We start from the raw sequence: 22667 nt of genomic DNA, 5'->3' as shown, positions 1-22667 counted from the left end.
GAAACTGAGCGTTATGCCCGTTTAATGCCCCCGATTAATAGTGACTTTCTTTGTGCAACATTTCGTCATATTCTGCTGGGACGCAGGGTGAAAACAGGAATCATTTCAGATGGTTAAATCATTGTTAATTGCTGTTAATAGAACGCTAACGCACGACGATTTTGGCAAGCTGTTATTACGTCTGGCGGTCGGCGGGCTGATGCTGTTTCACGGTCTGCACAAGCTGTTTGGCGGCGTGGGCTTTATCAGTGGCATGCTGGTGGCAAAAGGGCTGCCGGGGTTTATCGCCTATGGCGTGTTGATTGGTGAAGTGGTGGCACCGGTTCTGATTGTGCTCGGGATCCTGACGCGTCCGGCGGCGCTGGTGCTGGCGTTTACCATGATCGTCGCGTGGCTGATGGTCGGCACGGGCAAAACTTTCGCGCTGGATGCTGTCGGGGCCTGGGCGATTGAAAGCCTGGTCTATTTCTTCATTGGCGCGCTGGCCGTGGCGTTTATGGGGGCAGGGCGGTATGCGCTGGCGCGGGATCCGGCGTGGCGTTGAGATAAAAAAAGCCGGGTGGTGGCTACGCCTTACCCGGCCTACAGGTGTATAGGATATCGTAGGCCGGGTAAGCGTCAGCGCCACCCGGCGCAGTTCGAAAAGAATTACGCCAGAACCAAATCACCCTGCGGATGACAGGAGCACGCCAGCACGTAACCCTCGGCGATTTCCGCATCCGTCAGCGTCATGGTGCTGCTGACAGAATACTCACCGGAAACCACTTTCGTTTTACAACACCCGCACACGCCCGCACGACAGGCGGCGACCACCGGAACCTTGTTGCTTTCCAGCGCTTCCAGCAGCGTGGTGCCGACGCGTCCGAAGAAGGTCTGGGCTGGCTGCAGTTTGGTGAATTTCACCCCGCTGGTAGCCGCGTCGGCGACGGGCGTAAAGAACTGCTCCTTGAAGAAGCGAGTCACGCCGAGCGCTTTCACCTCTTTCTCCACGATCTCCATATAGGGCGCGGGGCCGCAGGTCATCACGGTACGTGAGGCGATATCCGGCACGCTTTGCAGCAGTTCGCGGCTCAGGCGACCCGCAACAAAACCGTGGGTGGCGTTGTTTTCTGCCACCAGCGTCACCGGATAATTGCGCCACTCGTTGGCGAAAATCACATCCTCCGGCGAGCGCACGCTGAAGATCACCTGCACGTCAGCCTGCGGACGGTTTTTCGCCAGCCAGCGACGCATCGACATCACCGGCGTTACGCCGCAGCCTGCCGCCAGCATCAGGAATTTATCGTCGGCTTTGTCGTCGCAGACGAAATCCCCCTGCGCGTCGGAAAGCCACAGATAATCCCCGCGCTTCACTTCGTTGGTCAGCCATTGGGAACCCGCCCCGTCATCGATCCGCCGCACGGTGAGCGTGATGTACTCACTCACGCCCGGCGTCGAGGAGAGAGTGTAGGCGCGCAGAGTATCCGCCGAGTTGCGGACACTCACCAGCGCATACTGACCGGCGCGATACGGGTAAAAATCATGGCACAGCAGCGACAGCGTCCACACATCCGGCGTCTCCTGATGGATGTGATGAACCTGCATCCGCCACGGGCATTGTGAGGTTGGCATCGTCATGAAAAACTCCTTACGCGCTCAGCAGTTGCTGCATGTCTTCTTCAACGGTGGTCACAGAACGCAGACCAAATTTCTCGTTCAGCACCGCCAGCAGATCCGGGGTCAGGAAGCCTGGAGCCGTCGGGCCCGTCACGATGTTGGTCACGCCGAGCGACAGCAGGGTCAGCAGGATCACAATCGCTTTCTGCTCGAACCACGAAAGCACCAGCGACAGCGGCAGATCGTTCACGCCGCAGCCCAGTTTCTCGGCCAGCGTCACCGCCAGAATGATCGCCGAGTAGGCGTCGTTACACTGACCGGCATCGATCAGGCGCGGCAGGCCTTCGATATCGCCGAAGTCCAGTTTGTTGAAACGGTATTTGCCGCACGCCAGGGTCAGGATCAGGCAGTCCTGCGGAACGCTGGTTGCAAAATCGGTGAAGTAGTTACGTTCCCCGCGCGCGCCGTCGCAGCCGCCGACCAGGAAGATGTGGCGCAGTTTTTCACGGCTCACCAGGTCGATCAGAGAATCTGCCGCACCGAGCAGGGTTTCACGGCCAAAGCCGACGGTGATCAGGTGTTCGATTTCGCTGAACGGGAAGCCCGCCATCTGCTGCGACTGGGTGATCACTGGGCCGAAATCATCGCCCTCAAGGTGGCTCACGCCCGGCCAGCCGACGATGCTGCGGGTCCAGATGCGATCGTCATAGGAGCCGACGGTTGGATCGATGATGCAGTTGGAGGTCATGACGATTGGGCCAGGGAAGCGGGCGAACTCCACCTGCTGGTTCTGCCAGCCGCTGCCGTAGTTCCCGACCAGATGTTTGAATTTACGCAGCTCCGGGTAGCCGTGGGCAGGCAGCATTTCGCCGTGGGTGTAGACGTTCACACCCGTGCCTTCGGTCTGTTGCAGCAGGTTGTAGAGATCTTTCAGGTCGTGACCGGAAATCAGAATACATTTCCCGGCGGTGGCTTTGACGTTGACCTGAGTGGGCGTCGGGTGACCGTAGGTGCTGGTTTCGCCCGCGTCCAGAATGCTCATTACTTTGAAGTTCATCTGCCCGATTTCCATAGAGCACTCCAGCAGAGCGTTCATATCGGAAGGCCAGGTGCCGAGCCACGCCATGATTTTGTGGTACTGGGCGTAGATATCGTTGTCGTACTGGCCGAGAACGTGGGCGTGTTCCATGTAGGCTGCCGCCCCTTTTAGGCCGTACAGGCACAGCAGGCGCAGGCCGAGAATGTTCTCGCCAATCGCCGCTTTGTCTTTATTCGGGGTGAATTCCGCTGCCTGACGCTGCAGCTCGCCCAGATCGTCGCTGACCAGTTGCAGGCCGGCCATTGGGTTGTCGACCGCAGCGCTGGCGTCGGCTTGCAGGCTTTGCGCTTTCAGCGCTTCGCGCAGGGCGATGGCTTCACGCGCGTAGCCCACGATGCGTGGGGAGTCGAAGTTAACGTTAGTGAGAGTCGAGAAGAAGGCGCGCGGGGCGAAGTTGTCGATGTAGTGATCGACAATGCCGTATTCACGCGCTTTTGCCGCCCAGGCGGAGAGGCCTTGCAGGGCGGCAATCAGCAGATCTTGCAGGTCAGACGTTTCGGCGGTTTTCCCGCACATGCCCTGCGCGTAGGAGCAGCCGTTGCCGGCTGGGGTACGGATGGTTTGTTCACATTGCACACAAAACATAATCACACCTGTTAAAGTTATATTTGATATACATGTTTAAGGTTATGCCTGTGGTCGGACGGAGAAAAGGTCTTTCTGCTACAAAGTAAAGGGAGATTGATTTAACGCAATTTTGGCGGCAGAGACCTACCGCCAGAGAGGTATTATGCGGAGAAGAGAGCCATCAGAATCGGCACCAGCAGGCTCAGGATAAAACCGTGGACGATGGCCGCCGGGACCAGCTCCAGGCCACCGGAGCGCTGCAGGACGGGCAGGGTAAAGTCCATTGAGGTCGCACCGCACAGGCCGAGCGCCGTAGAGCGGCTTTTTCGCACCAGGCCAGGAATGAGCATGATGGCGATAAGCTCGCGGCCCAGATCGTTAAAGAAGGAGGCGCTGCCAATCACCGGGCCAAAGGATTCTGTCATCAGAATACCGGACAGAGAATACCAGCCAAAACCGGAGGCCATCGCCAGCCCGGTTTTCAGCGGCAGGTCGAGAATAAAGGCATTAATGACGCCGCCGACAAGCGAGCTGCCGACAACCACAACCGCAACGATCATTCCGCGTCGATTAAGCACAATCTGTTTTAGCGTCATGCCGTTATTGCGTAACTGAATGCCGATCAGGAATAAAAGGAAAATCAGGGTATATTCGCTGGCTTCGGTGGCGTGTTGTAAAAAGGCTAAACCGGTCAGGCCAAGTAAAAAGCCGAGAACGACCACGCCGCATAATTTTAATGATTCCAGCGCCATCGCAATTCGCGAGGGTAATTTTTCCTGCTGGTGGTGATTAATCCATGGCAGCGAGCGCTCAAGCCAGAATAGCGCGGCAATATTGCACGCCAGAATAACCACAATCGTCACAACAGAATAATGGAGAATAGAGAGTAAATTGGCGGCCAGGTTATCCAGGAACGCAAGGCTTATTCCCATGAAAAACAGGATGACGTAGACAATCCAGCTGAGAAAGCGATTAATGAGTTTTAATGCCGACTCATGACGAAGGGGAATAAGGTAGCCCACTACCAGCGGCAGCAGAATGATTAAGAGTCCTGAAAACATGAACAGCCGGGTCCTTTTTTGAATGTCCGAAGAGCGCCTGTGACACTACCCAATTCCGGCTGCGCAGTCAAAGTGCAAAAGAAAAGCCGGGTGGCGGCTTACGCCTTACCCGGCCTACTTTTTGACTCGATCACGCTCTTGTAGGTCGGGTAAGGCGTAAGCCGCCACCCGACACCACAGCGTACACAATCTATCAGTCGCGTTTTTCCAGCAGAGTACGGTACAGCAGTCCGCCGAGGATACCGCCGACAATCGGCATCACCCAGAACAACCACAGCTGCTGCAGCGCCCAGCCACCCTGGAAGATCGCCACTGCGGTGCTGCGCGCAGGGTTCACGGAGGTGTTGGTCACGGGAATGCTGATCAGGTGAATCAGGGTCAGCGCCAGGCCGATCGCAATCGGTGCGAAACCGGCGGGAGCGTGTTTGTCAGTGGCACCGTGGATTACCAGCAGGAAGCCTGCGGTCAGCACGATTTCAATTACAATCGCAGAGAGCATAGAGAAGCCGCCCGGCGAGTGCTCGCCGTAGCCGTTAGAGGCAAAGCCGCTGGCTGCTGCGTCGAAGCCCGCTTTACCGCTGGCCACCACGTACAGAACCGCTGCCGCAATAATGCCGCCAACCACCTGCGCAATAATATAGCCAATCACGTCTTTCGCCGGGAAACGACCGCCGGCCCACAGACCTAATGTCACCGCCGGGTTAAAATGGCCGCCGGAAATATGGCCGACAGCAAATGCCATCGTTAATACGGTTAAGCCAAAGGCTAATGCCACGCCCGCGAAACCAATACCTAATTCCGGGAATGCAGCGGCCAGAACGGCGCTACCGCAACCACCAAACACCAGCCAGAATGTACCAAAGCATTCTGCCGCTAATTTTCTAAACATAACCACCTCGTTAATTTCCGCGTGCTGTCCTGCGCGCGGGCTACTAAATCGCCTAAAGGGATGACGACTCAAAGAGCCATTATTTTAAAAACCAACAACACCCCTTCGCCAGTTAAATAAATCTGCTTAATTTGATTTATGGCAATGTGATGTTAATCCTTGTTCGAACTGGATGGATTTAAAGCATAGTCCAATTCGGAATGCGAAGTATCTTATGCGGGCTAATATGTTTCAAACGAAAGTCGAGAAGCAAATTCTGATTTTTACCGCCAGCCCCGACATATTCGGTAAAGGTTAATGTGTCCTGTCGCCACACCTCCCGCTATACTGCTGATAACTTGAAGGAAAAAGTGAGCGTTTCAAGGGGGATGTATGTTTCTCGAACGTGTGGAGATCGTCGGGTTTCGCGGCATTAATCGCATATCGCTGATGCTGGAACAGAACAACGTGCTGATCGGCGAAAACGCCTGGGGTAAATCCAGCCTGCTGGATGCCTTAACCCTGCTGCTTTCGCCTGGCGCTGAGCTTTACAGCTTCGTTCGGGAGGACTTTTGGTTTCCGCCGGGGGATATTCTCGGGCGCGAGCACCACCTGCATATCATTCTGACCTTTCGCGAGCTTGAACCTGGCCGCCATCGCGTGCGCCGTTACCGACCGCTTTCCCCCTGCTGGACGCCCTCGGATGATGGCTATCAGCGCATTTTTTACCGTCTGGAAGGCGAGCTGGCGGAAGACAACAGCGTCCTGACCCTGCGCGGGTTTATGGATGCCCGCGGGCAGCCAATTATTCTCGATGACATCGACGCCCTGGCCGGACATCTTGTGCGCCTGATGCCGGTGCTGCGCCTGCGGGATGCGCGCTTTATGCGCAGGATCCGCAACGGGGCGGTGCCGAATCTGCCTGAAGTGGAAGTCACCGCCCGCGAGCTGGATTACCTGGCGCGCGAACTGGTGGCGCGACCGCAAAATCTGACCGACGGGCAGATACGCCAGGGGCTGTCGGCGATGGTTCAGCTGCTGGAGCACTACTTCTCTGAGCAAGGTATTTCGCAAACTCATAATCGTCTGATGCGCCGTCGTTCCCACGATGAGCAGCGCAGCTGGCGCTATCTGGATATCATCAACCGCATGATCGACCGGCCCGGCGGGCGGGCGCATCGGGTGATCCTGCTGGGCCTGTTCTCCACGCTGCTGCAGGCGAAAGGCTCGGTGCGTCTGGACCGCGATGCGCGTCCGCTGCTGCTGGTGGAAGACCCGGAGACGCGGCTGCATCCCATCATGCTCTCTGTTGCGTGGCACCTCCTGAATCTGCTGCCGCTCCAGCGCATTACCACCACCAATTCCGGCGAACTGCTCTCCCTCACGCCGGTGGAACATGTCTGCCGCCTGGTGCGCGAATCGTCGCGCGTTACCGCGTTTCGTCTTGGACCGGGGGGGTTAAGCCCGGAAGACGGTCGGCGGATCGCGTTTCACATCCGCTTTAATCGCGCGTCGTCGCTGTTTGCCCGCTGCTGGCTGCTGGTCGAAGGGGAGACTGAAACCTGGGTGATCAACGAACTGGCGCGCCAGTGCGGTCACCATTTCGACGCCGAAGGAATTAAAGTCATTGAGTTTGCCCAGTCGGGATTAAAACCGCTGATCAAATTTGCCCGCCGGATGGGCATCGAATGGCATGTGCTGGTGGATGGCGACGAGGCCGGGAAAAAATACGCTAGCACCGTGCGCGGTTTGCTGAACAACAACCGGGAAGAGGAGCGCGAGCACCTCACGGAATTACCGGCGATGGATATGGAACACTTTATGTATCGCCAGGGGTTCAGCGATGTCTTTCATCGCGTCGCCATGATTTCGCCGGACGTGCCGATGAATATGCGACGGGTCATCGCCAAAGCGATTCATCGTTCATCGAAGCCAGATCTGGCCATTGAAGTGGCGGCGGAAGCGGGAAGAAGAGGAGTGGACGCGGTGCCGACGTTGCTGCGAAAAATGTTCTCCCGCGTGCTGTGGCTGGCACGCGGGAAAGCCGATTAGCTGCGGGCTGCCTGATTGACCTGAGCGATCAGGCTGTCCAGCAGTTCGTAGCGGCGGCGATACTCGGAGCGTTTCTTGCTCGCGATCTCTTCCATTGGTTTGCGCGCCATCGCCAGCGGCAGCTGGAAGTGGCCGCTCTTCTGCGCTTCGCCACCTAACGAGAGCCAGAAGCTGTCGTAATCCGCCAGCAGTTTGCCCTCTTTTTTCTTGCGGTAGCGCCAGCTGCGATAGATATGCGTATGGTTGCTGACCGCCATAATCTGCTCGACCGGGAACGCCGCGCCCAGCGTCATCGCCGCTTCCACCAGCAGACGTTTCGGGAACAGGCCGTGGCAGGCTTTGGTTGCGCCCTGGATCAGTTCGTGCGGCACAAAAGATTTCGCCCCTTGCAGGCCACCGATAAAGAGGGTGGTTTTCCCTTCGTGCTGACACAGGGTGAAGGTCATCTCAGCCAGCACCGTATTCTGATGATCGCAAAACGCCAGCGTCGCTTCGCCCTCTTTATCGAGGAATGCGTCGGCGCACAGACGGATCCTAAACTGCTGTTCGTCTTTGCCGGTCAGTGTCAACAAGGTGACACCTTGTTTTGATAAATACCCGTTCATCAGCGCTGCCGGAAGGGTTTTGCTCATGGTCTGGTAGTGCCAGTTCAGCGCCTCGAGGGCTTTCTGACGGCTCATGTCCACCGAAAGCCAGGGACGATGCAGACGGCACGGCAGTCCTGGCTGCACTTTCAACATTTGCATTAACCGCGGCTGTTTTGCCAGGCTTGCCAGCAGGCGCGCGGTGCTGAACGGTGCCGCAAGTGTCCGCAGCATGAATTTACGCCGATAAGCGGGGTTTTGCCACGCAAGCCCTGGCGTTAATTCGCCGGACGCAAGGCTCTGGAAAAGCTGCCAGCCCGATTTTGGCTGAGAACGTTGGGAAGAAGGTATATCGGCGATGGAAGACATGATTATTCCTGGCTTCTGGATGAGATCGCTATTTCAGCAGGGGTTTAATCAACATCTCGTCAACAAATGGGGTGAGAGACAAAAAACGGGGGTTTCGTTGAGGAACAGTTTAGTTAGAATCAACGTTTATAATTGCCAGAACATTTATTTGGAACATTTATGAATCTCAAGGGAAAACGCAGGAAGCTGTTTTTGCTGTTAGCCGTCGTCCTGCTAGTGGGCGGGTTCTGGCTGTGGCAGGTCCTCAACGCGCCTGTGCCACACTACCAGACGCTGATTGTGCGTCCGGGTGAGCTGCAGCAAAACGTGCTGGCGACAGGCAAACTGGACGCCCTGCGTAAAGTTGACGTCGGCGCGCAGGTCAGCGGTCAGTTAAAGACGCTGTCGGTTGAGATTGGCGACAAAGTGAAAAAAGGTCAGCTTCTGGGGGTGATCGACCCCGAGCAGGCGGAAAACCAGATCCGCGAAGTAGAAGCGACGCTAATGGAATTACGCGCTCAGCGCAGCCAGGCGGAAGCGGAACGCAAGCTTGCGCAGGTGACGCTTGGGCGTCAGCAGGCGCTGGCGAAAACTCAGGCCGTTTCTCGTCAGGACCTGGATACGGCTACTACCGAACTGGCGGTGAAACAGGCGCAGATTGGCACCATTGATGCGCAAATCAAACGCAATCAGGCCTCTCTCGACACGGCCAAAACCAACCTCGATTACACCCGCATCGTGGCCCCCATGGCCGGGGAAGTGACGCAAATCACCACCCTGCAGGGCCAGACGGTGATCGCCGCGCAGCAGGCGCCGAACATTCTGACGCTGGCGGATATGGGCACCATGCTGGTGAAAGCCCAGGTTTCCGAGGCCGACGTGATCCATCTGAAACCCGGCCAGAAGGCCTGGTTTACGGTGCTCGGCGATCCCAATACGCGTTATGAAGGTGTGCTGAAAGATATCCTGCCGACGCCGGAAAAAGTTAACGACGCCATTTTCTACTATGCCCGCTTCGAAGTGCCTAACCCGAAAGGCGTGCTGCGCCTGGACATGACCGCGCAGGTCCACATTCAGCTCACGGGCGTGAAAGATGTCTTAACCGTTCCGCTGGCGGCGCTGGGCGAACCGGCAGGCAACAATCGCTATAAAGTGAAAGTCCTGCGCAACGGCGAAACCCGCGAACGCGAAGTCGAGATTGGCGAGCGTAATGATACGGACGTGGTGATCGTCAAAGGTCTGGAAGAGGGCGACGAGGTGGTGACCAGCGAAACCCTGCCCGGAGCCGCGCAATGACGGCACTGCTTGAGCTAAACGATATCCGCCGCAGCTATCCTTCCGGGGACGGCGCGGTGGAGGTGCTGAAGGGCATCACCCTGCGCGTCGAAGCCGGGGAGATGGTGGCGATTGTCGGGGCGTCGGGCTCCGGGAAATCCACCCTGATGAACATTCTCGGCTGTCTGGATAAACCGACCAGCGGCACCTATCGCGTGGCGGGAACGGATATTTCTACCCTCGACAGCGACGCGCTGGCGAAACTGCGCCGGGAGCACTTCGGGTTTATCTTCCAGCGCTACCATCTGCTTTCGCATCTGACGGCGGCGCAAAACGTCGAAGTCCCGGCGGTGTACGCAGGGATTGAGCGCAAGAAGCGCCTTGAGCGCGCCCAGGCGCTGCTGACGCGGCTGGGTCTGGCCGAGCGCGTGGATTATCAGCCGTCGCAGCTTTCCGGCGGGCAGCAGCAGCGTGTGAGCATCGCCCGCGCCCTGATGAACGGCGGACAGGTGATTCTGGCCGATGAACCAACCGGGGCGCTGGACAGCTATTCCGGCGAAGAGGTGATGGCGATCCTGCACCAGCTGCGCGATCAGGGCCATACGGTGATTATCGTCACCCACGATCCGCAGGTGGCGGCGCAGGCGGAAAGGATCATCGAGATCCACGACGGGGAGTTGGTTAGCAATCCCCCCGCCAGGAAAAGCCACGTCGGTGTACAGAGAGAAGTCATGCCGCCATCAACGGGCTGGGGACAGTTCGTCAGCGGATTTCGCGAGGCGCTGACCATGGCCTGGCTGGCAATGGTGGCAAACAAAATGCGCACCTTACTGACGATGCTCGGCATCATCATCGGCATCGCCTCGGTGGTGTCGATTGTAGTGGTGGGCGATGCGGCGAAACAGCTGGTGCTGGCGGATATCCGTGCCATCGGGACCAACACCATTGATATTTATCCCGGGAAAGATTTCGGTGACGACGAGCCGCAAAACCAGCAGGCGCTGAAGTATGACGATCTGGTGGCGCTGCAAAAACAGCCGTGGGTTAACTCTGCCACCCCTGCGGTGTCGCAAAATCTGCGCCTGCGCTACGGGAATATCGACGTCGCGGCCAGCGCCAACGGCGTGAGCGGGGACTATTTTAACGTCTACGGCATGACCTTCAGCCAGGGCGCGACTTTCAACGCCGAGCAGCTCGCGGGCCGCGCGCAGGTGGTGGTGCTGGATGATAATTCGCGTCGTCAGCTGTTCCCCAATAAAACTAACGTCGTCGGGGAAGTGATTCTGGTGGGCAACATGCCCGCGACGGTGATCGGCGTGGCGGAAGAGAAACAGTCGATGTTCGGCAGCAGTAAAATCCTGCGCGTCTGGCTGCCATACACCACCATCTCCGGGCGCATTATGGGGCAGTCGTGGCTAAACTCCATCACCGTGCGGGTGAAGGAGGGCTACGACAGCACCCAGGCCGAACAGCAGATCGAGCGACTTCTCACCCTGCGCCACGGGAAGAAAGATTTCTTCACCTGGAATATGGACGGCGTCTTGAAAACGGCGGAAAAGACCACACGTACTCTTCAGATGTTCCTGACTCTGGTGGCGGTGATTTCGCTGGTCGTCGGCGGGATTGGGGTGATGAATATCATGCTGGTGTCGGTGACGGAGCGCACGCGTGAGATCGGCATCCGCATGGCGGTCGGCGCGCGCGCCAGCGATGTGCTGCAACAGTTTTTGATTGAAGCGGTGCTGGTCTGTCTGGTGGGCGGTGCGTTTGGCATCACGCTGTCGATGCTGATTGCCTTTACGTTGCAGCTATTCTTACCGGGCTGGGAAATTGGTTTCTCACCCTTTGCGCTGCTGACGGCGTTTTTGTGTTCGACGGCAACGGGCGTATTGTTTGGCTGGTTACCGGCGCGCAATGCGGCGCGGCTGGATCCGGTGGATGCGCTGGCCCGCGAGTAAGTGATTGGTTTTGTAGGCCCGTGCAAGCGTAGCGCCGCCGGGCATCGCGCGCTGGAAATAAAAATGCCAGCCGATCGGGCTGGCATTTTGACGACAGGATGTACACAATGAATCAGAGGGCTATGCGACAGCTTCTGCTTCGATGGGCACAATGACGCTGGCATGATTGCCTTTTGGCCCCTGGTGAACATCAAACCGAACCGACTGTCCGGCTTTTAGTGTTCTGTAACCATCCATCTGAATGGTGGAGTAGTGAGCGAAGATATCTTCGCCGCCGCCTTCAGGGCAGATGAACCCGAACCCTTTGGCGTTGTTGAACCACTTAACAGTACCCATTTCCATGCTTCGACATCCTTCGTATATCTTATTAAGTAAGATGGAATGAACCGGTGGTGGAGTGGGGGCTGTTCAAAACCTCGCCAACTCACGCCTGTACAATTTAGATAAACCAGCCTTATCGTCAAGTGTCAGGCGCTGGAGTTGGGACAATAATCAACCAAAATTTGAAGCAGTTAACGCTATTGACGGGAATGTGACAGACATCGCGGATGGCAGTAATAGATGTTTGTTATCTGATATCTGAGGTAGATTCAGAATAGGTATCAATGCCTGTCAGCGAAAATGTTCTGCCGGAAAACGTAACCGATGATGACGACTGACAATGGGTAAGAGCAACGACTGGCTGGATTTTGACCAGCTGGCGGAAGACAAAGTGCGCGACGCGCTAAAACCGCCATCTATGTATAAAGTGATGTTAATGAACGATGATTACACGCCGATGGAATTTGTTATTGACGTGCTACAAAAGTTCTTTTCTTATGATGTTGAACGTGCAACGCAACTGATGCTCACCGTTCACTATCGAGGCAAAGCTATCTGCGGCATTTTTACTGCCGAAGTGGCCGAAACGAAAGTGGCGATGGTGAACGAGTATGCAAGGGAGAACGAGCATCCGTTGCTGTGTACGCTGGAAAAAGCCTGAAAAGGCATAAAATTGGGGGAGGTGCCTATGCTCAATCAAGAACTGGAACTCAGTTTAAACATGGCTTTCGCCAGAGCGCGTGAGCACCGTCATGAGTTTATGACCGTTGAGCACCTGCTGCTTGCACTGCTCAGCAACCCATCTGCCCGCGAAGCGCTGGAAGCCTGCTCCGTGGACCTGGTGGCGTTACGTCAGGAACTCGAAGCCTTCATCGAACAAACCACCCCGGTGCTGCCCGTCAGCGAAGAGGAGCGCGACACTCAGCCGACGCTCAGCTTCCAGCGTGTTCTGCAGCGTGCGGTGTTCCACGTCCAGTCCTCTGGCCGTAGCGAAGTGACCGGCGCGAATGTGCTGGTTGCCATCTTCAGCGAGCAGGAGTCGCAAGCTGCGTACCTGCTGCGCAAACACGAAGTCAGCCGACTCGACGTGGTGAACTTTATCTCTCACGGAACGCGAAAAGACGAGCCGAATCAGGCCTCGGACTCCAGCAATCAGGTCAATAATAATGAAGAGCAAGCAGGCGGGGAGGATCGTATGGAAAACTTCACCACCAATCTTAACCAGCTTGCTCGCGTCGGCGGAATCGACCCGCTGATTGGCCGCGATAAAGAGCTGGAACGCGCGATTCAGGTGCTGTGCCGCCGCCGTAAGAACAACCCGCTGCTGGTGGGGGAATCGGGCGTCGGTAAAACCGCGATTGCCGAAGGGCTGGCCTGGCGTATTGTGCAGGGCGATGTCCCGGAAATTATGGCCGATTGCACCATCTACTCGCTGGATATCGGTTCTCTGCTGGCGGGCACCAAATACCGCGGCGATTTCGAAAAACGCTTTAAAGCTCTGCTGAAACAGCTGGAACAAGACACCAGCAGCATCCTGTTTATCGATGAGATTCATACCATCATCGGGGCAGGCGCGGCGTCTGGCGGCCAGGTGGATGCGGCAAACCTGATCAAACCGCTGCTCTCCAGCGGCAAGATCCGGGTGATGGGCTCGACCACCTATCAGGAGTTCAGCAATATTTTCGAGAAAGACCGTGCGCTGGCGCGCCGCTTCCAGAAAATTGATATTACTGAGCCATCCGTTGAAGAAACGGTGCAGATCATCAACGGCCTGAAACCGAAGTACGAAGCGCACCACGACGTGCGTTACACCGCCAAAGCGGTGCGTGCGGCGGTGGAGCTGGCGGTGAAATACATCAACGACCGTCACCTGCCGGATAAAGCGATTGACGTGATCGACGAAGCGGGTGCGCGTGCGCGTCTGATGCCGGTCAGCAAACGCAAGAAAACCGTCAACGTGGCGGATATCGAATCTGTCGTGGCTCGCATCGCGCGTATCCCTGAGAAGAGTGTTTCTCAGAGCGACCGCGATACCCTGAGAAACCTCGGCGATCGCCTGAAAATGCTGGTGTTTGGTCAGGATAAAGCCATTGAGGCCTTAACCGAAGCCATCAAAATGGCCCGTGCAGGGCTGGGACACGAGCACAAGCCGGTCGGTTCCTTCCTGTTCGCCGGTCCAACCGGTGTCGGGAAAACTGAGGTGACGGTGCAGCTGTCGAAAGCGCTGGGTATTGAGCTGCTGCGTTTTGATATGTCCGAGTACATGGAACGCCACACCGTCAGTCGTCTGATTGGTGCGCCTCCGGGATACGTGGGCTTTGACCAGGGCGGCCTGCTCACCGACGCGGTGATCAAGCATCCGCACGCGGTACTGCTGCTCGATGAAATCGAGAAAGCGCACCCTGACGTGTTCAACATCCTCTTGCAGGTGATGGACAACGGGACGCTGACCGACAACAACGGGCGCAAAGCGGACTTCCGCAACGTGGTGCTGGTGATGACCACCAACGCCGGTGTGCGTGAAACGGAACGTAAATCGATCGGCCTGATCCACCAGGATAACAGCACCGACGCGATGGAAGAGATCAAGAAGATCTTTACGCCAGAGTTCCGCAACCGTCTGGACAACATTATCTGGTTCGATCACTTGTCGACCGAGGTGATCCATCAGGTGGTGGACAAGTTCATTGTCGAGCTGCAGGTTCAGCTGGATCAGAAAGGCGTGTCGCTGGAAGTGAGCCAGGAGGCCCGCAACTGGCTGGCCGAGAAAGGCTACGACCGCGCAATGGGTGCCCGTCCGATGGCGCGAGCCATTCAGGACAACCTGAAAAAACCGCTGGCCAACGAGCTGCTGTTCGGTTCACTGGTAGACGGCGGCCAGGTGACAGTGGCGCTGGATCAGGCGAAAGGGGAGTTGACGTACGACTTCCAGAGTGCGCAGAAGCATAAGCCGGAAGCGGCTCACTGAGTTTGATTGTTTTGGTAAAAGCCGGGCGAAAGCCCGGTTTTTTTATGCCTGTTTTCGGCCCGATCGATCCCTTGTCTGTGTGGGTGATTTCCAGGGGGAAAGTGTTTGCTCAATCGGTCCCCCGTCTGTGTGGGTGATCTCCAGGGTGAAAGTGTTTGCTCGATCGGTCCCCCGTCTGTGTGGGTGATCTCCAGGGTGAAAGTGTTTGCTCAATCGGTCCCCCGCCTGTGTGGATGATCTCCAGGGTGAAAGTGTTTGCTCAATCGGTCCCCTCTCCCTTGAGGGAGAGGGTTAGGGTGAGGGGGAACATGCGGCTCTGGTGCTGACGCCGCCCTCGCAGCGATACCTTCACAAGATGAATATCTTGAGCCGCTGAAATTTTGCGAGGCGTTTTCCAGAATTTAAATCGGGTTATTGCTGGATAAAATCACAGTAATAAAATGGCGGCGCACCTGCAAAATCAGGTGCCAGGATTGGCGTCCTGAAAAATGTGTGCGGATAACTTCACGTACATTAAGGATGAATGATGACTATCGAAAGCAATAACTCCAGCCTCTATACCGAACTGGCTTGCAAACCAGATCTTCGTGCGCTTGCCGAGCGCTGCAATCTCCTGACCGAAATCCTTATCGGCTGCAACTTACTTCCGCAACTACAGCCTATCTGCCGCTGTCTTGACGCTTATCTTAGTGTCGTAAAACAAGAACTGGCTGAATCGATGAGCGATTTTTACGTCGTTGATTTGGAGGAAGAAGCGGAAGAGCCGAAAAAAAGAGAGTGGTTGCTGGAAGATACGGAGATGAAATGCGATTACTGTCGTGCGTTAAACCATGTTTTGCTGGTTTCACACTTTGACCACGATATGCTCCCGCATCTGACGGGGCTGCTTCACGATATAACGCATGCGATGACGGAGGATTTAGTCGCGCCGTTCCAGCCTCAGGTGGTAATACATTTTCCCGCTCAGCCCGGTTTATAGCGGAAATAAAAAAGGCCGGGGATTCCCCGACCTTTTAAATATCTCTACGCCTTTGAGTGGCGATAACAATTAGCGACTACGGAAGACAATGCGGCCTTTGCTCAGGTCGTACGGGGTCAGCTCAACAGTCACTTTGTCGCCCGTCAGGATACGGATGTAGTTTTTGCGCATTTTACCGGAGATGTGCGCGGTTACCACGTGACCGTTTTCCAGTTCTACGCGGAACATGGTGTTAGGCAACGTATCAAGTACGGTACCCTGCATTTCAATATTGTCTTCTTTGGCCATCTAATCCTCTGGGGTATCACTACCAAGTTTTGAACCGGCAAGATAATGCCGAAATTCATCAATTAAGTAAAGAATTGTGCGTTTAAAACGCAACAAAACAGTTTCGGCGTATTGCCCAGTCGTCACGGTATAACCGTACGAGAAGCGCATTCGTAAAGGGGAGGCGACAGGATAAACGCTAGGACGTTATCTGGTGCGAAGGATTCCCAAACGGCGGCGGGGCAACAGGCTGAACCTACTCTGCGGCACCAATTATAACACTCCTCATCAGAAATGGGCGGAAAACATTTAGAGCTGAGGCACAAACAGTGTTCTGGGCACCCAAAAGTTCTGCGGCAGCTTCTGCAAACGCATAGCATCCAGCTTTTCCAGGTAGTGACGACGCGATATTTCAACGGCGCCGAGCGACGCGGTGTGTTCGTTCAGCACCTGGCAATCCACCAGTTGACCACCGCTCAGAGCGAACTGCTGGCAGAACACCAGCAGAGCTGTTTTAGAGGCATTCACGGCGCGGCTGAACATCGACTCACCGCAAAACAGCGTGCCTTGCGCCACGCCGTACATGCCGCCAACCAGCTCGTCGTTCTCCCACACTTCGATAGAGTGGGCGTGGCCCAGCTCATGCAATCGGTGGTAGGCCCTGACGATATCATGGGTGATCCAGGTGCCTTCATGACGATCGCTGGCGCAGCCTTCGATCACCTCGCCGAAAGCATGATTGAGGGTGACGCGATAAGGCGATTTAGCATGGAAGCGTTTCATGCTGCGGCTGAGATGAAACTCTGCTGGTAACAGCACCGCGCGAGGATCGGGCGACCACCACAGAATGGGATCACCGGGGGAAAACCAGGGGAAAATACCGCGATGATAGGCCATCAGCAGTCGCGCGGGGCTTAAATCGCCCCCGAGCGCCAGCAGCCCATTGGGTTCACGTAGCGCTCCCTCTGGCGAAGGGAACGCAATATTATGACGAGAAAGCTGGACCAGGCGCATGACTGCGAAACTCCAATACGCGAGTTAGGATCGGTTCAAATATAGTCTACAGACGTTGTTTAAACTGGTAGTAGCGACCCTGTTTTGCTAACAGCTCTGCGTGATTACCTTGCTCAATAATTTGTCCGTTGTCCATTACAATTATTTGGTCGAAATTCGCCAGTCCGCGCAGGCGATGCGTCACCATCAGCACGGTTTTGTTTTTCATCACTTGCGCCAGTAAATCAAGGATTTGGCTTTCGGTGGTCGCGTCCAGCCCTTCCGTCGGTTCGTCGAGCAACATCAGCGGTGCATCGTGCAGCAGCGCACGCGCGACCGCCAGACGACGCAACTCGCCGCCCGAAAGTTGACGACCGCCTTCGCCGAGCCACTCGTTTAAGCCATCGCCTTCGAGCAGTTTTTGCAGGCCGACCTGCTCCAGCACGGCGCTCAGTTCGCTGTCCGAGGCGTTCGGTGACGCCAGCAGCAGGTTGTCGCGCAGGGTGGCGCTGAACAAATGCACGCGCTGAGGCACCACGCTCACGGATTTGCGCAGGGTCGACTCGCTAAACTCCACGAGCGGCGTGTCGTTAAAGCGGATCTCACCCTGGCGCGGGTCCCAGGCGCGGGTCAGCAGTTGCAGCAGAGTCGATTTGCCACAGCCGGTTCTGCCGAGAACGGCGACGTGTTTGCCTGCCGGAATGGTCAGTCTGATACCATCCAGCGCGTTTTGCGCCTGCCCGTCGTAGGCAAAGGTCACGTTATGAAGATGCACCGCCACAGACTCAGGAACGGTGTCGTCTTTCGTGGTGAACTGCACTTCCGGTTGTTGCTCGGTAATCTGGGTAATACGCACGGCAGACGCAATCACCTGGCCGAGATGCTGGAAAGCACCGGTGACCGGGGCGAGAGCTTCAAATGCCGCCAGCGCACAGAAGACAAACAGCGCAATCAGCGCGCCAGGTTGGGTGTTATCACCCACGCCGCCGGATGCCATCCACAGCATTGCGATCACCGCAATCCCACCGATCAGCATCATCACCGCCTGGGAGAGGGCCGTCAGCTCAGACTGTCGGCGCTGGGCTTCGTGCCAGCTCAGTTCGGTGCTTTCCATGCGAGCGCGATAGCGGCGGCTGGCCCCGAAAATCGTCAGCTCTGCCTGACCCTGCAGCCAGGAGGTCAGCTGCTGGCGATAGTCACCGCGCAGACGCGTCAGGCTTTCCCCGGTCGATTTCCCCGCGCGATAAAACAGCGGTGGCAGCAGGAGAAGGGTGAGCAGCATGATGCCGCCGAGCGTCAGGGCGATAGGCACGTCGAGCACGCACAGGCCGAGCGTGACGGTCACAATCACCACAAAGGCCCCGACCAGCGGGGAAATCACGCGCAGATAGAGGTGATCCAGCGTATCGACATCGGCCACCACGCGGTTCAGCAGTTCGCCCTGGCGAAAACGCGCCAGCCCGGCAGGGGAGAGCGGCAGCAGTTTGCTGAAGGTGGAAACGCGCAGATGTTGCAGGACGCGGAAGGTTGCATCGTGGCTGACCAGACGCTCGAAATAGCGCCCGGCGGTACGGGCAATCGCGGTGCCACGCACGCCCGCAGCGGGCAGCATGTAGTTAAAACTGTAGAGCCCGGCAACGCCTGCGACGGCGGAGGCCGAGAGGAACCAGCCGGAGAGCGTCAGCAGGCCGATACTGGCCAGCAGAGTGACAATCGCCAGCACAATCCCCAGCGTCAGCATCCATTTATGGCGTTTATACAGGGCGAGATACGGCAGTAAGGCGCGCATTAAATATCCTCCTGACGGTTAGCCAGCAGGGCGGCGAACGGCCCCTGCGCGGCCGCGAGCGTCGCGTAATCGCCTTGTTCGACGATATGTCCGTTTTCCATCACCCAGATCTGATCCCAGTCGGCAATGCCTTCGAGCTGGTGCGTGACCATCAGGGTAGTCTGCTGGCGTGAAGCTTCGTTCAGCGCCTGCATCACACGTTGTTCGCTGTGTGCGTCCAGGCTGGCGGCGGGTTCGTCGAGCAGCATGAGCTGGCTGGGGTTGAGCAATGCGCGCGCCACAGCGATACGCTGGGCCTGCCCGACGGACAATCCTGCCGCCTGATCGCCCACGACGGTATCAACGCCGTTCGGCAGCATCGGCAGAAACTCGCTGACCCAGGCGCGGTCCAGCACTGATTGCAGTTCGTCTTCGCGGGCGTCAGGGCGCGCCAGCAGCACGTTCTCGCGCAGCGTGGCAGCCGGTAGCTGAGGGTTTTGCCCGACCCAACTGAGTTGTCTGCGCCAGGCGTCAGGCTCCAGCGAGCGCAGTTCGGTGCCGTTGATCTGTAGCGAGCCGGTGTACGCCATAAATCCGGATAAGGCATTCAGCAGCGAGCTTTTGCCCGAGCCGCTGATCCCGACCAATACCACGCGCAGGCCCGCAGAGAGGGTAAAGTTGAGCGGCCCGGCCAGCACTTTGCCTTCCGGCGAGAGCACAGAGAAATCTTGCGCATGAACGGCGATTGGCTCTTTGCTGTTGAGCGTGATATCACCCCGCTCCGGGTTTGCCAGCGGCGTTTCGAGGAAGGTTTTCAGGCTGTCGGCAGCACCCACGGCCTGCGCTTTGGCGTGATAGAACGTCCCCAGATCGCGCAGCGGCTGGAAAAATTCAGGGGCCAGGATCAGCGCCAGGAAACCGGCGGAAAGCGTTACGGCTGTGCCGTAATGACCGAAATCCAGCGCGCCAAGATAGGAGAATCCAAAGTAAACCGCGACGAGCGCAATCGACAGGGAGGTGAAGAACTCCAGCACGCCGGAGGAGAGGAACGCCAGGCGCAGTACTTCCATGGTGCGCTGGCGGAAATCCTGTGACGCGACGCGAATATTATCGATTTCCGCTTCGCCGCGACCAAAGACGCGCAGGGTTTCCATGCCGCGCAGGCGGTCGAGGAAATGCCCACTCAGACGGCCCAGCGCGAGGAAGTTACGTCGGTTTGCATCCGCCGCACCCATGCCGACCATCGCCATGAACATCGGGATCAGCGGCGCGGTGCCGAGCAGAATTAGCGCCGCTACCCAGTTAGACGGGAAAATCGCCAGTACGATCAGCAACGGAACGCAGACCGCCAGCGCCATCTGCGGCAGATAGCGGGCGTAGTAGTCGTGCATATCGTCGATTTGCTCAAGGATCAGGGTCGCCCAGCTTCCGGCAGGTTTGCCCTGAATCCAGGCGGGACCGGCTTCCTGGAGCCTGTCCATGACCTGACGGCGGATTTCATAGCGAATCTGCTGTCCGGCGTAAAAGCCCACGCGTTCGCGCAGCCAGACCACCCAGGCGCGCAGCACAAAGATCAACACCAGCACGATAAAGGGCAATAATATTGCCTCGCGCGGAATGTTCTCCATGATCATATGGTTAAGAATGCGGGCCAGCAGCCATGCCTGGGCAACAATCAACAAACCGCTGATAAGACCCAAAAGACGGGAAATAGTCAGCCAGCGGCGGGAAATAACGCTTTGCTGTTTCAGCCAGCGAGTTAACTCTTGTTGACGGGTTTTTTCCATTACGCGCTTTGCAGGTGAGTTATAAGAAATTAGACAACCGCATGTTACACGTGGGAAAAAATAAAGGCGACCTGTGGCCGCCTTTATTTACGTTTGTTACTGACTTGTAACGATTATTGACTTAATTCAGCCAGTCCGTCGAGGTAACGTTCAGCGTCCAGCGCGGCCATACAGCCGGTGCCCGCAGAGGTGATCGCCTGACGGTAAATATGGTCCATCACATCGCCCGCCGCGAAGACGCCAGGGATGCTGGTCTGTGTAGCGTTGCCGTGGATGCCGGATTGCACTTTGATGTAGCCGTTTTCCAGCTCCAGCTGACCGTCGAAGATGGCGGTGTTCGGGCTGTGGCCGATGGCGACAAACAGACCTGCCACTTCCAGCGATTCGATGTTGTCGCTGTTCTGCGTATCACGCAGACGCAGACCGGAAACGCCCATCTGATCGCCCGTGACTTCTTCCAGCGTGCGGTGGGTGTGCAGCACGATGTTGCCGCTTTCCACTTTATCCATCAGACGCTTGATGAGGATTTTTTCCGCGCGGAAGGTGTCGCGACGGTGGATCAGGTGCACTTCGGAGGCAATGTTGGCCAGGTAAAGCGCTTCTTCAACCGCCGTGTTACCGCCACCGATCACCGCGACTTTCTGGTTGCGGTAGAAGAAACCGTCGCAGGTTGCGCAGGCGGACACACCGCGGCCTTTGAACGCCTCTTCAGACGGCAGACCGAGATAACGTGCAGAAGCGCCGGTTGCGATAATCAGCGCGTCACAGGTGTATTCCCCGCTGTCGCCGGTCAGACGGAACGGACGGTTCTGCAGATCAACCTTGTTGATGTGGTCGAACAGAATTTCGGTTTCGAACTTGGCCGCATGCTCATGCATACGCTCCATCAGCAGCGGCCCGGTCAGGTCGTTTGGATCGCCTGGCCAGTTTTCCACTTCAGTTGTGGTGGTCAACTGACCGCCTTTTTCCATGCCGGTGATTAATACCGGGTGCAGGTTAGCGCGTGCAGCATAGACCGCTGCGGTGTAGCCCGCAGGTCCAGAACCAAGGATTAGCAGCTTACTGTGTTTAGCCGTGCCCATGAGATCCCCATTGTTGTTGGCAGACATTTGCTCGGATTGTAGGGAATTTGTTGCCGTAAAAAAAGAGCGCAGCAATTTTGTAAACGATTTGTGCAATAGACGGCGGTGATGGGAGGCCGGATTCTGGGGCGATAACAGGGGGCTATCCGTTAAAAACGGTCGTTTATACGGCGACAAAATGAGGATTAATACCCGGCCGCCATGAATAACTGGCACGTTGTACTAAAAAACGATGTTTTGCTTTGACAATCCCCTGCGCTTTTGCGAAAACATTGAAGGAAGAAAAAAAAGCCGCGCGAACGGTGTGTCGCATAGACATGCACGGAAACGCCATTTTTACCGGGTCAGTGAAATCTACGCATGGTGTGGACAGATGCCATGCGTGATGTCGGTGACAGCCTTTTGGCAACGGTCTTCTCACCGTAGAACCCGAATCTGCATCGCATACACACTATAAAAGGCGATGTGACGATCCGGGTATAGGCTCTGAACAGTGATGTGCACAGGGTCCAGGCAGGAGTAGGGAAGGAATACAGAGAGACAATAATAATGGTAGATAGCAAGAAGCGCCCTGGCAAAGATCTCGACCGTATCGATCGTAACATTCTGAATGAATTGCAAAAGGATGGGCGTATTTCCAACGTCGAGCTTTCAAAACGTGTGGGACTTTCTCCGACGCCATGCCTTGAGCGTGTGCGCCGACTGGAAAGACAGGGTTTCATTCAGGGCTATACGGCTCTGCTGAACCCGCATTATCTGGATGCCTCACTTCTGGTTTTTGTTGAGATTACTCTGAATCGTGGCGCACCGGATGTGTTTGAGCAATTCAATACCGCAGTACAAAAACTTGAAGAAATTCAAGAATGTCATCTGGTCTCTGGTGATTTCGACTACCTGTTGAAGACCCGCGTACCGGACATGTCAGCCTATCGTAAACTGCTGGGTGAAACCCTGCTGCGACTGCCTGGCGTGAATGACACCCGTACTTACGTGGTGATGGAAGAGGTCAAACAGAGCAATCGTCTGGTTATTAAGACGCGCTAATACGGAACAGGTGCAAAATCAGCGTAATTTGATTACACTCCTGTTAATCC

19 protein-coding genes are annotated in these 22667 nt (G+C 56.6%); 8 read left to right on the top strand and 11 right to left on the bottom strand.

Annotation, left to right across the window (positions count from 1 at the left end; translation table 11 throughout):
- The first annotated feature begins 109 nt into the window (after positions 1-109).
- A complete protein-coding gene (locus tag AC3WS9_RS14540; RefSeq protein WP_285145455.1) occupies positions 110-544 on the top strand; it encodes a DoxX family protein in 435 nt (144 codons plus the stop codon).
- A 104-nt stretch (positions 545-648) separates the two neighbouring features.
- Here AC3WS9_RS14540 and hcr read toward each other — a convergent pair whose 3' ends face one another.
- From hcr to aqpZ, 4 genes are all read right to left on the bottom strand, one after another.
- Positions 649-1617, bottom strand: coding sequence for an NADH oxidoreductase (gene hcr / locus AC3WS9_RS14535; RefSeq protein ID WP_492489019.1), 969 nt, complete (start codon positions 1615-1617; stop codon positions 649-651).
- A gap of 10 nt (positions 1618-1627) precedes the next feature.
- Positions 1628-3280, bottom strand: a complete 1653-nt coding sequence (gene hcp, locus AC3WS9_RS14530; protein WP_492489018.1) for a hydroxylamine reductase — start codon at positions 3278-3280, stop codon at positions 1628-1630.
- Positions 3281-3423: 143 nt separating this feature from the next.
- Entirely contained in the window at positions 3424-4323 is a 900-nt protein-coding gene (locus AC3WS9_RS14525) for a LysO family transporter (protein WP_285149127.1), read from the bottom strand.
- 193 nt (positions 4324-4516) lie between these two features.
- On the bottom strand, positions 4517-5218 hold the full coding sequence (aqpZ, locus tag AC3WS9_RS14520) for an aquaporin Z (protein ID WP_255411544.1): 702 nt from the start codon (positions 5216-5218) through the stop codon (positions 4517-4519).
- 366 nt (positions 5219-5584) lie between these two features.
- Here aqpZ and AC3WS9_RS14515 point away from each other — a divergent pair, with 366 nt between their 5' ends.
- Entirely contained in the window at positions 5585-7243 is a 1659-nt protein-coding gene (locus AC3WS9_RS14515; protein ID WP_282492346.1) for an ATP-dependent endonuclease, read from the top strand.
- Here the strand turns inward: AC3WS9_RS14515 and AC3WS9_RS14510 are convergent.
- Positions 7240-8196 (bottom strand): VirK/YbjX family protein, encoded by a 957-nt coding sequence (locus tag AC3WS9_RS14510; RefSeq protein ID WP_492489015.1) that lies wholly within the window; start codon positions 8194-8196, stop codon positions 7240-7242. The genes AC3WS9_RS14515 and AC3WS9_RS14510 overlap by 4 nt on opposite strands.
- Before the next feature lie 159 nt (positions 8197-8355).
- Here AC3WS9_RS14510 and macA point away from each other — a divergent pair, with 159 nt between their 5' ends.
- Positions 8356-9471, top strand: a complete 1116-nt coding sequence (macA, locus tag AC3WS9_RS14505; RefSeq protein WP_492489013.1) for a macrolide transporter subunit MacA — start codon at positions 8356-8358, stop codon at positions 9469-9471.
- Positions 9468-11408: a macrolide ABC transporter ATP-binding protein/permease MacB gene (gene macB, locus AC3WS9_RS14500; protein ID WP_492489011.1), complete on the top strand. Its 1941-nt coding sequence runs from the start codon at positions 9468-9470 to the stop codon at positions 11406-11408. Before macA ends, macB begins: the two co-directional genes overlap by 4 nt.
- Before the next feature lie 120 nt (positions 11409-11528).
- Here the strand turns inward: macB and cspD are convergent, their stop codons facing one another.
- Positions 11529-11750: a cold shock-like protein CspD gene (cspD, locus tag AC3WS9_RS14495; RefSeq protein ID WP_100777020.1), complete on the bottom strand. Its 222-nt coding sequence runs from the start codon at positions 11748-11750 to the stop codon at positions 11529-11531.
- A 319-nt stretch (positions 11751-12069) separates the two neighbouring features.
- On the opposite strand from cspD, the gene clpS reads away from it, so the two are divergent.
- The 3 genes from clpS to AC3WS9_RS14480 all read left to right on the top strand — a co-directional run bounded on the left by clpS (position 12070) and on the right by AC3WS9_RS14480 (position 15676).
- Positions 12070-12390 carry an ATP-dependent Clp protease adapter ClpS gene (gene clpS, locus AC3WS9_RS14490; protein ID WP_282492351.1) on the top strand — a complete coding sequence of 107 codons (321 nt, stop codon included), beginning with the start codon at positions 12070-12072 and terminating at the stop codon, positions 12388-12390.
- Between the two features lie 27 nt (positions 12391-12417).
- Complete coding sequence (gene clpA, locus AC3WS9_RS14485; protein WP_282492352.1) at positions 12418-14697, top strand: ATP-dependent Clp protease ATP-binding subunit ClpA; 2280 nt, start codon at positions 12418-12420, stop codon at positions 14695-14697.
- 526 nt (positions 14698-15223) lie between these two features.
- Positions 15224-15676: a hypothetical protein gene (locus AC3WS9_RS14480; RefSeq protein ID WP_492490336.1), complete on the top strand. Its 453-nt coding sequence runs from the start codon at positions 15224-15226 to the stop codon at positions 15674-15676.
- Positions 15677-15745: 69 nt separating this feature from the next.
- Here AC3WS9_RS14480 and infA read toward each other — a convergent pair whose 3' ends face one another.
- The 5 genes from infA to trxB form a co-directional block, all read right to left on the bottom strand.
- Positions 15746-15964, bottom strand: coding sequence for a translation initiation factor IF-1 (infA, locus tag AC3WS9_RS14475; protein WP_002211347.1), 219 nt, complete (start codon positions 15962-15964; stop codon positions 15746-15748).
- Positions 15965-16252: 288 nt separating this feature from the next.
- Positions 16253-16957 carry a leucyl/phenylalanyl-tRNA--protein transferase gene (gene aat / locus AC3WS9_RS14470; protein ID WP_492489007.1) on the bottom strand — a complete coding sequence of 235 codons (705 nt, stop codon included), beginning with the start codon at positions 16955-16957 and terminating at the stop codon, positions 16253-16255.
- A 46-nt stretch (positions 16958-17003) separates the two neighbouring features.
- Positions 17004-18725 (bottom strand): heme ABC transporter ATP-binding protein/permease CydC, encoded by a 1722-nt coding sequence (gene cydC / locus AC3WS9_RS14465; RefSeq protein ID WP_492489005.1) that lies wholly within the window; start codon positions 18723-18725, stop codon positions 17004-17006.
- Positions 18725-20491, bottom strand: a complete 1767-nt coding sequence (cydD, locus tag AC3WS9_RS14460; RefSeq protein WP_324724020.1) for a heme ABC transporter permease/ATP-binding protein CydD — start codon at positions 20489-20491, stop codon at positions 18725-18727. Before cydD ends, cydC begins: the two co-directional genes overlap by 1 nt.
- Before the next feature lie 113 nt (positions 20492-20604).
- Positions 20605-21573 carry a thioredoxin-disulfide reductase gene (gene trxB / locus AC3WS9_RS14455; protein WP_282492358.1) on the bottom strand — a complete coding sequence of 323 codons (969 nt, stop codon included), beginning with the start codon at positions 21571-21573 and terminating at the stop codon, positions 20605-20607.
- Between the two features lie 549 nt (positions 21574-22122).
- Here trxB and lrp point away from each other — a divergent pair.
- Positions 22123-22617, top strand: a complete 495-nt coding sequence (gene lrp / locus AC3WS9_RS14450) for a leucine-responsive transcriptional regulator Lrp (RefSeq protein WP_000228473.1) — start codon at positions 22123-22125, stop codon at positions 22615-22617.
- Positions 22618-22667: the final 50 nt, after the last annotated feature.

It is taken from the genome of Lelliottia sp. EB106-05-01-XG201 (genome assembly GCF_058791735.1).
This window is presented reverse-complemented; position numbering and strand designations above follow the sequence as displayed.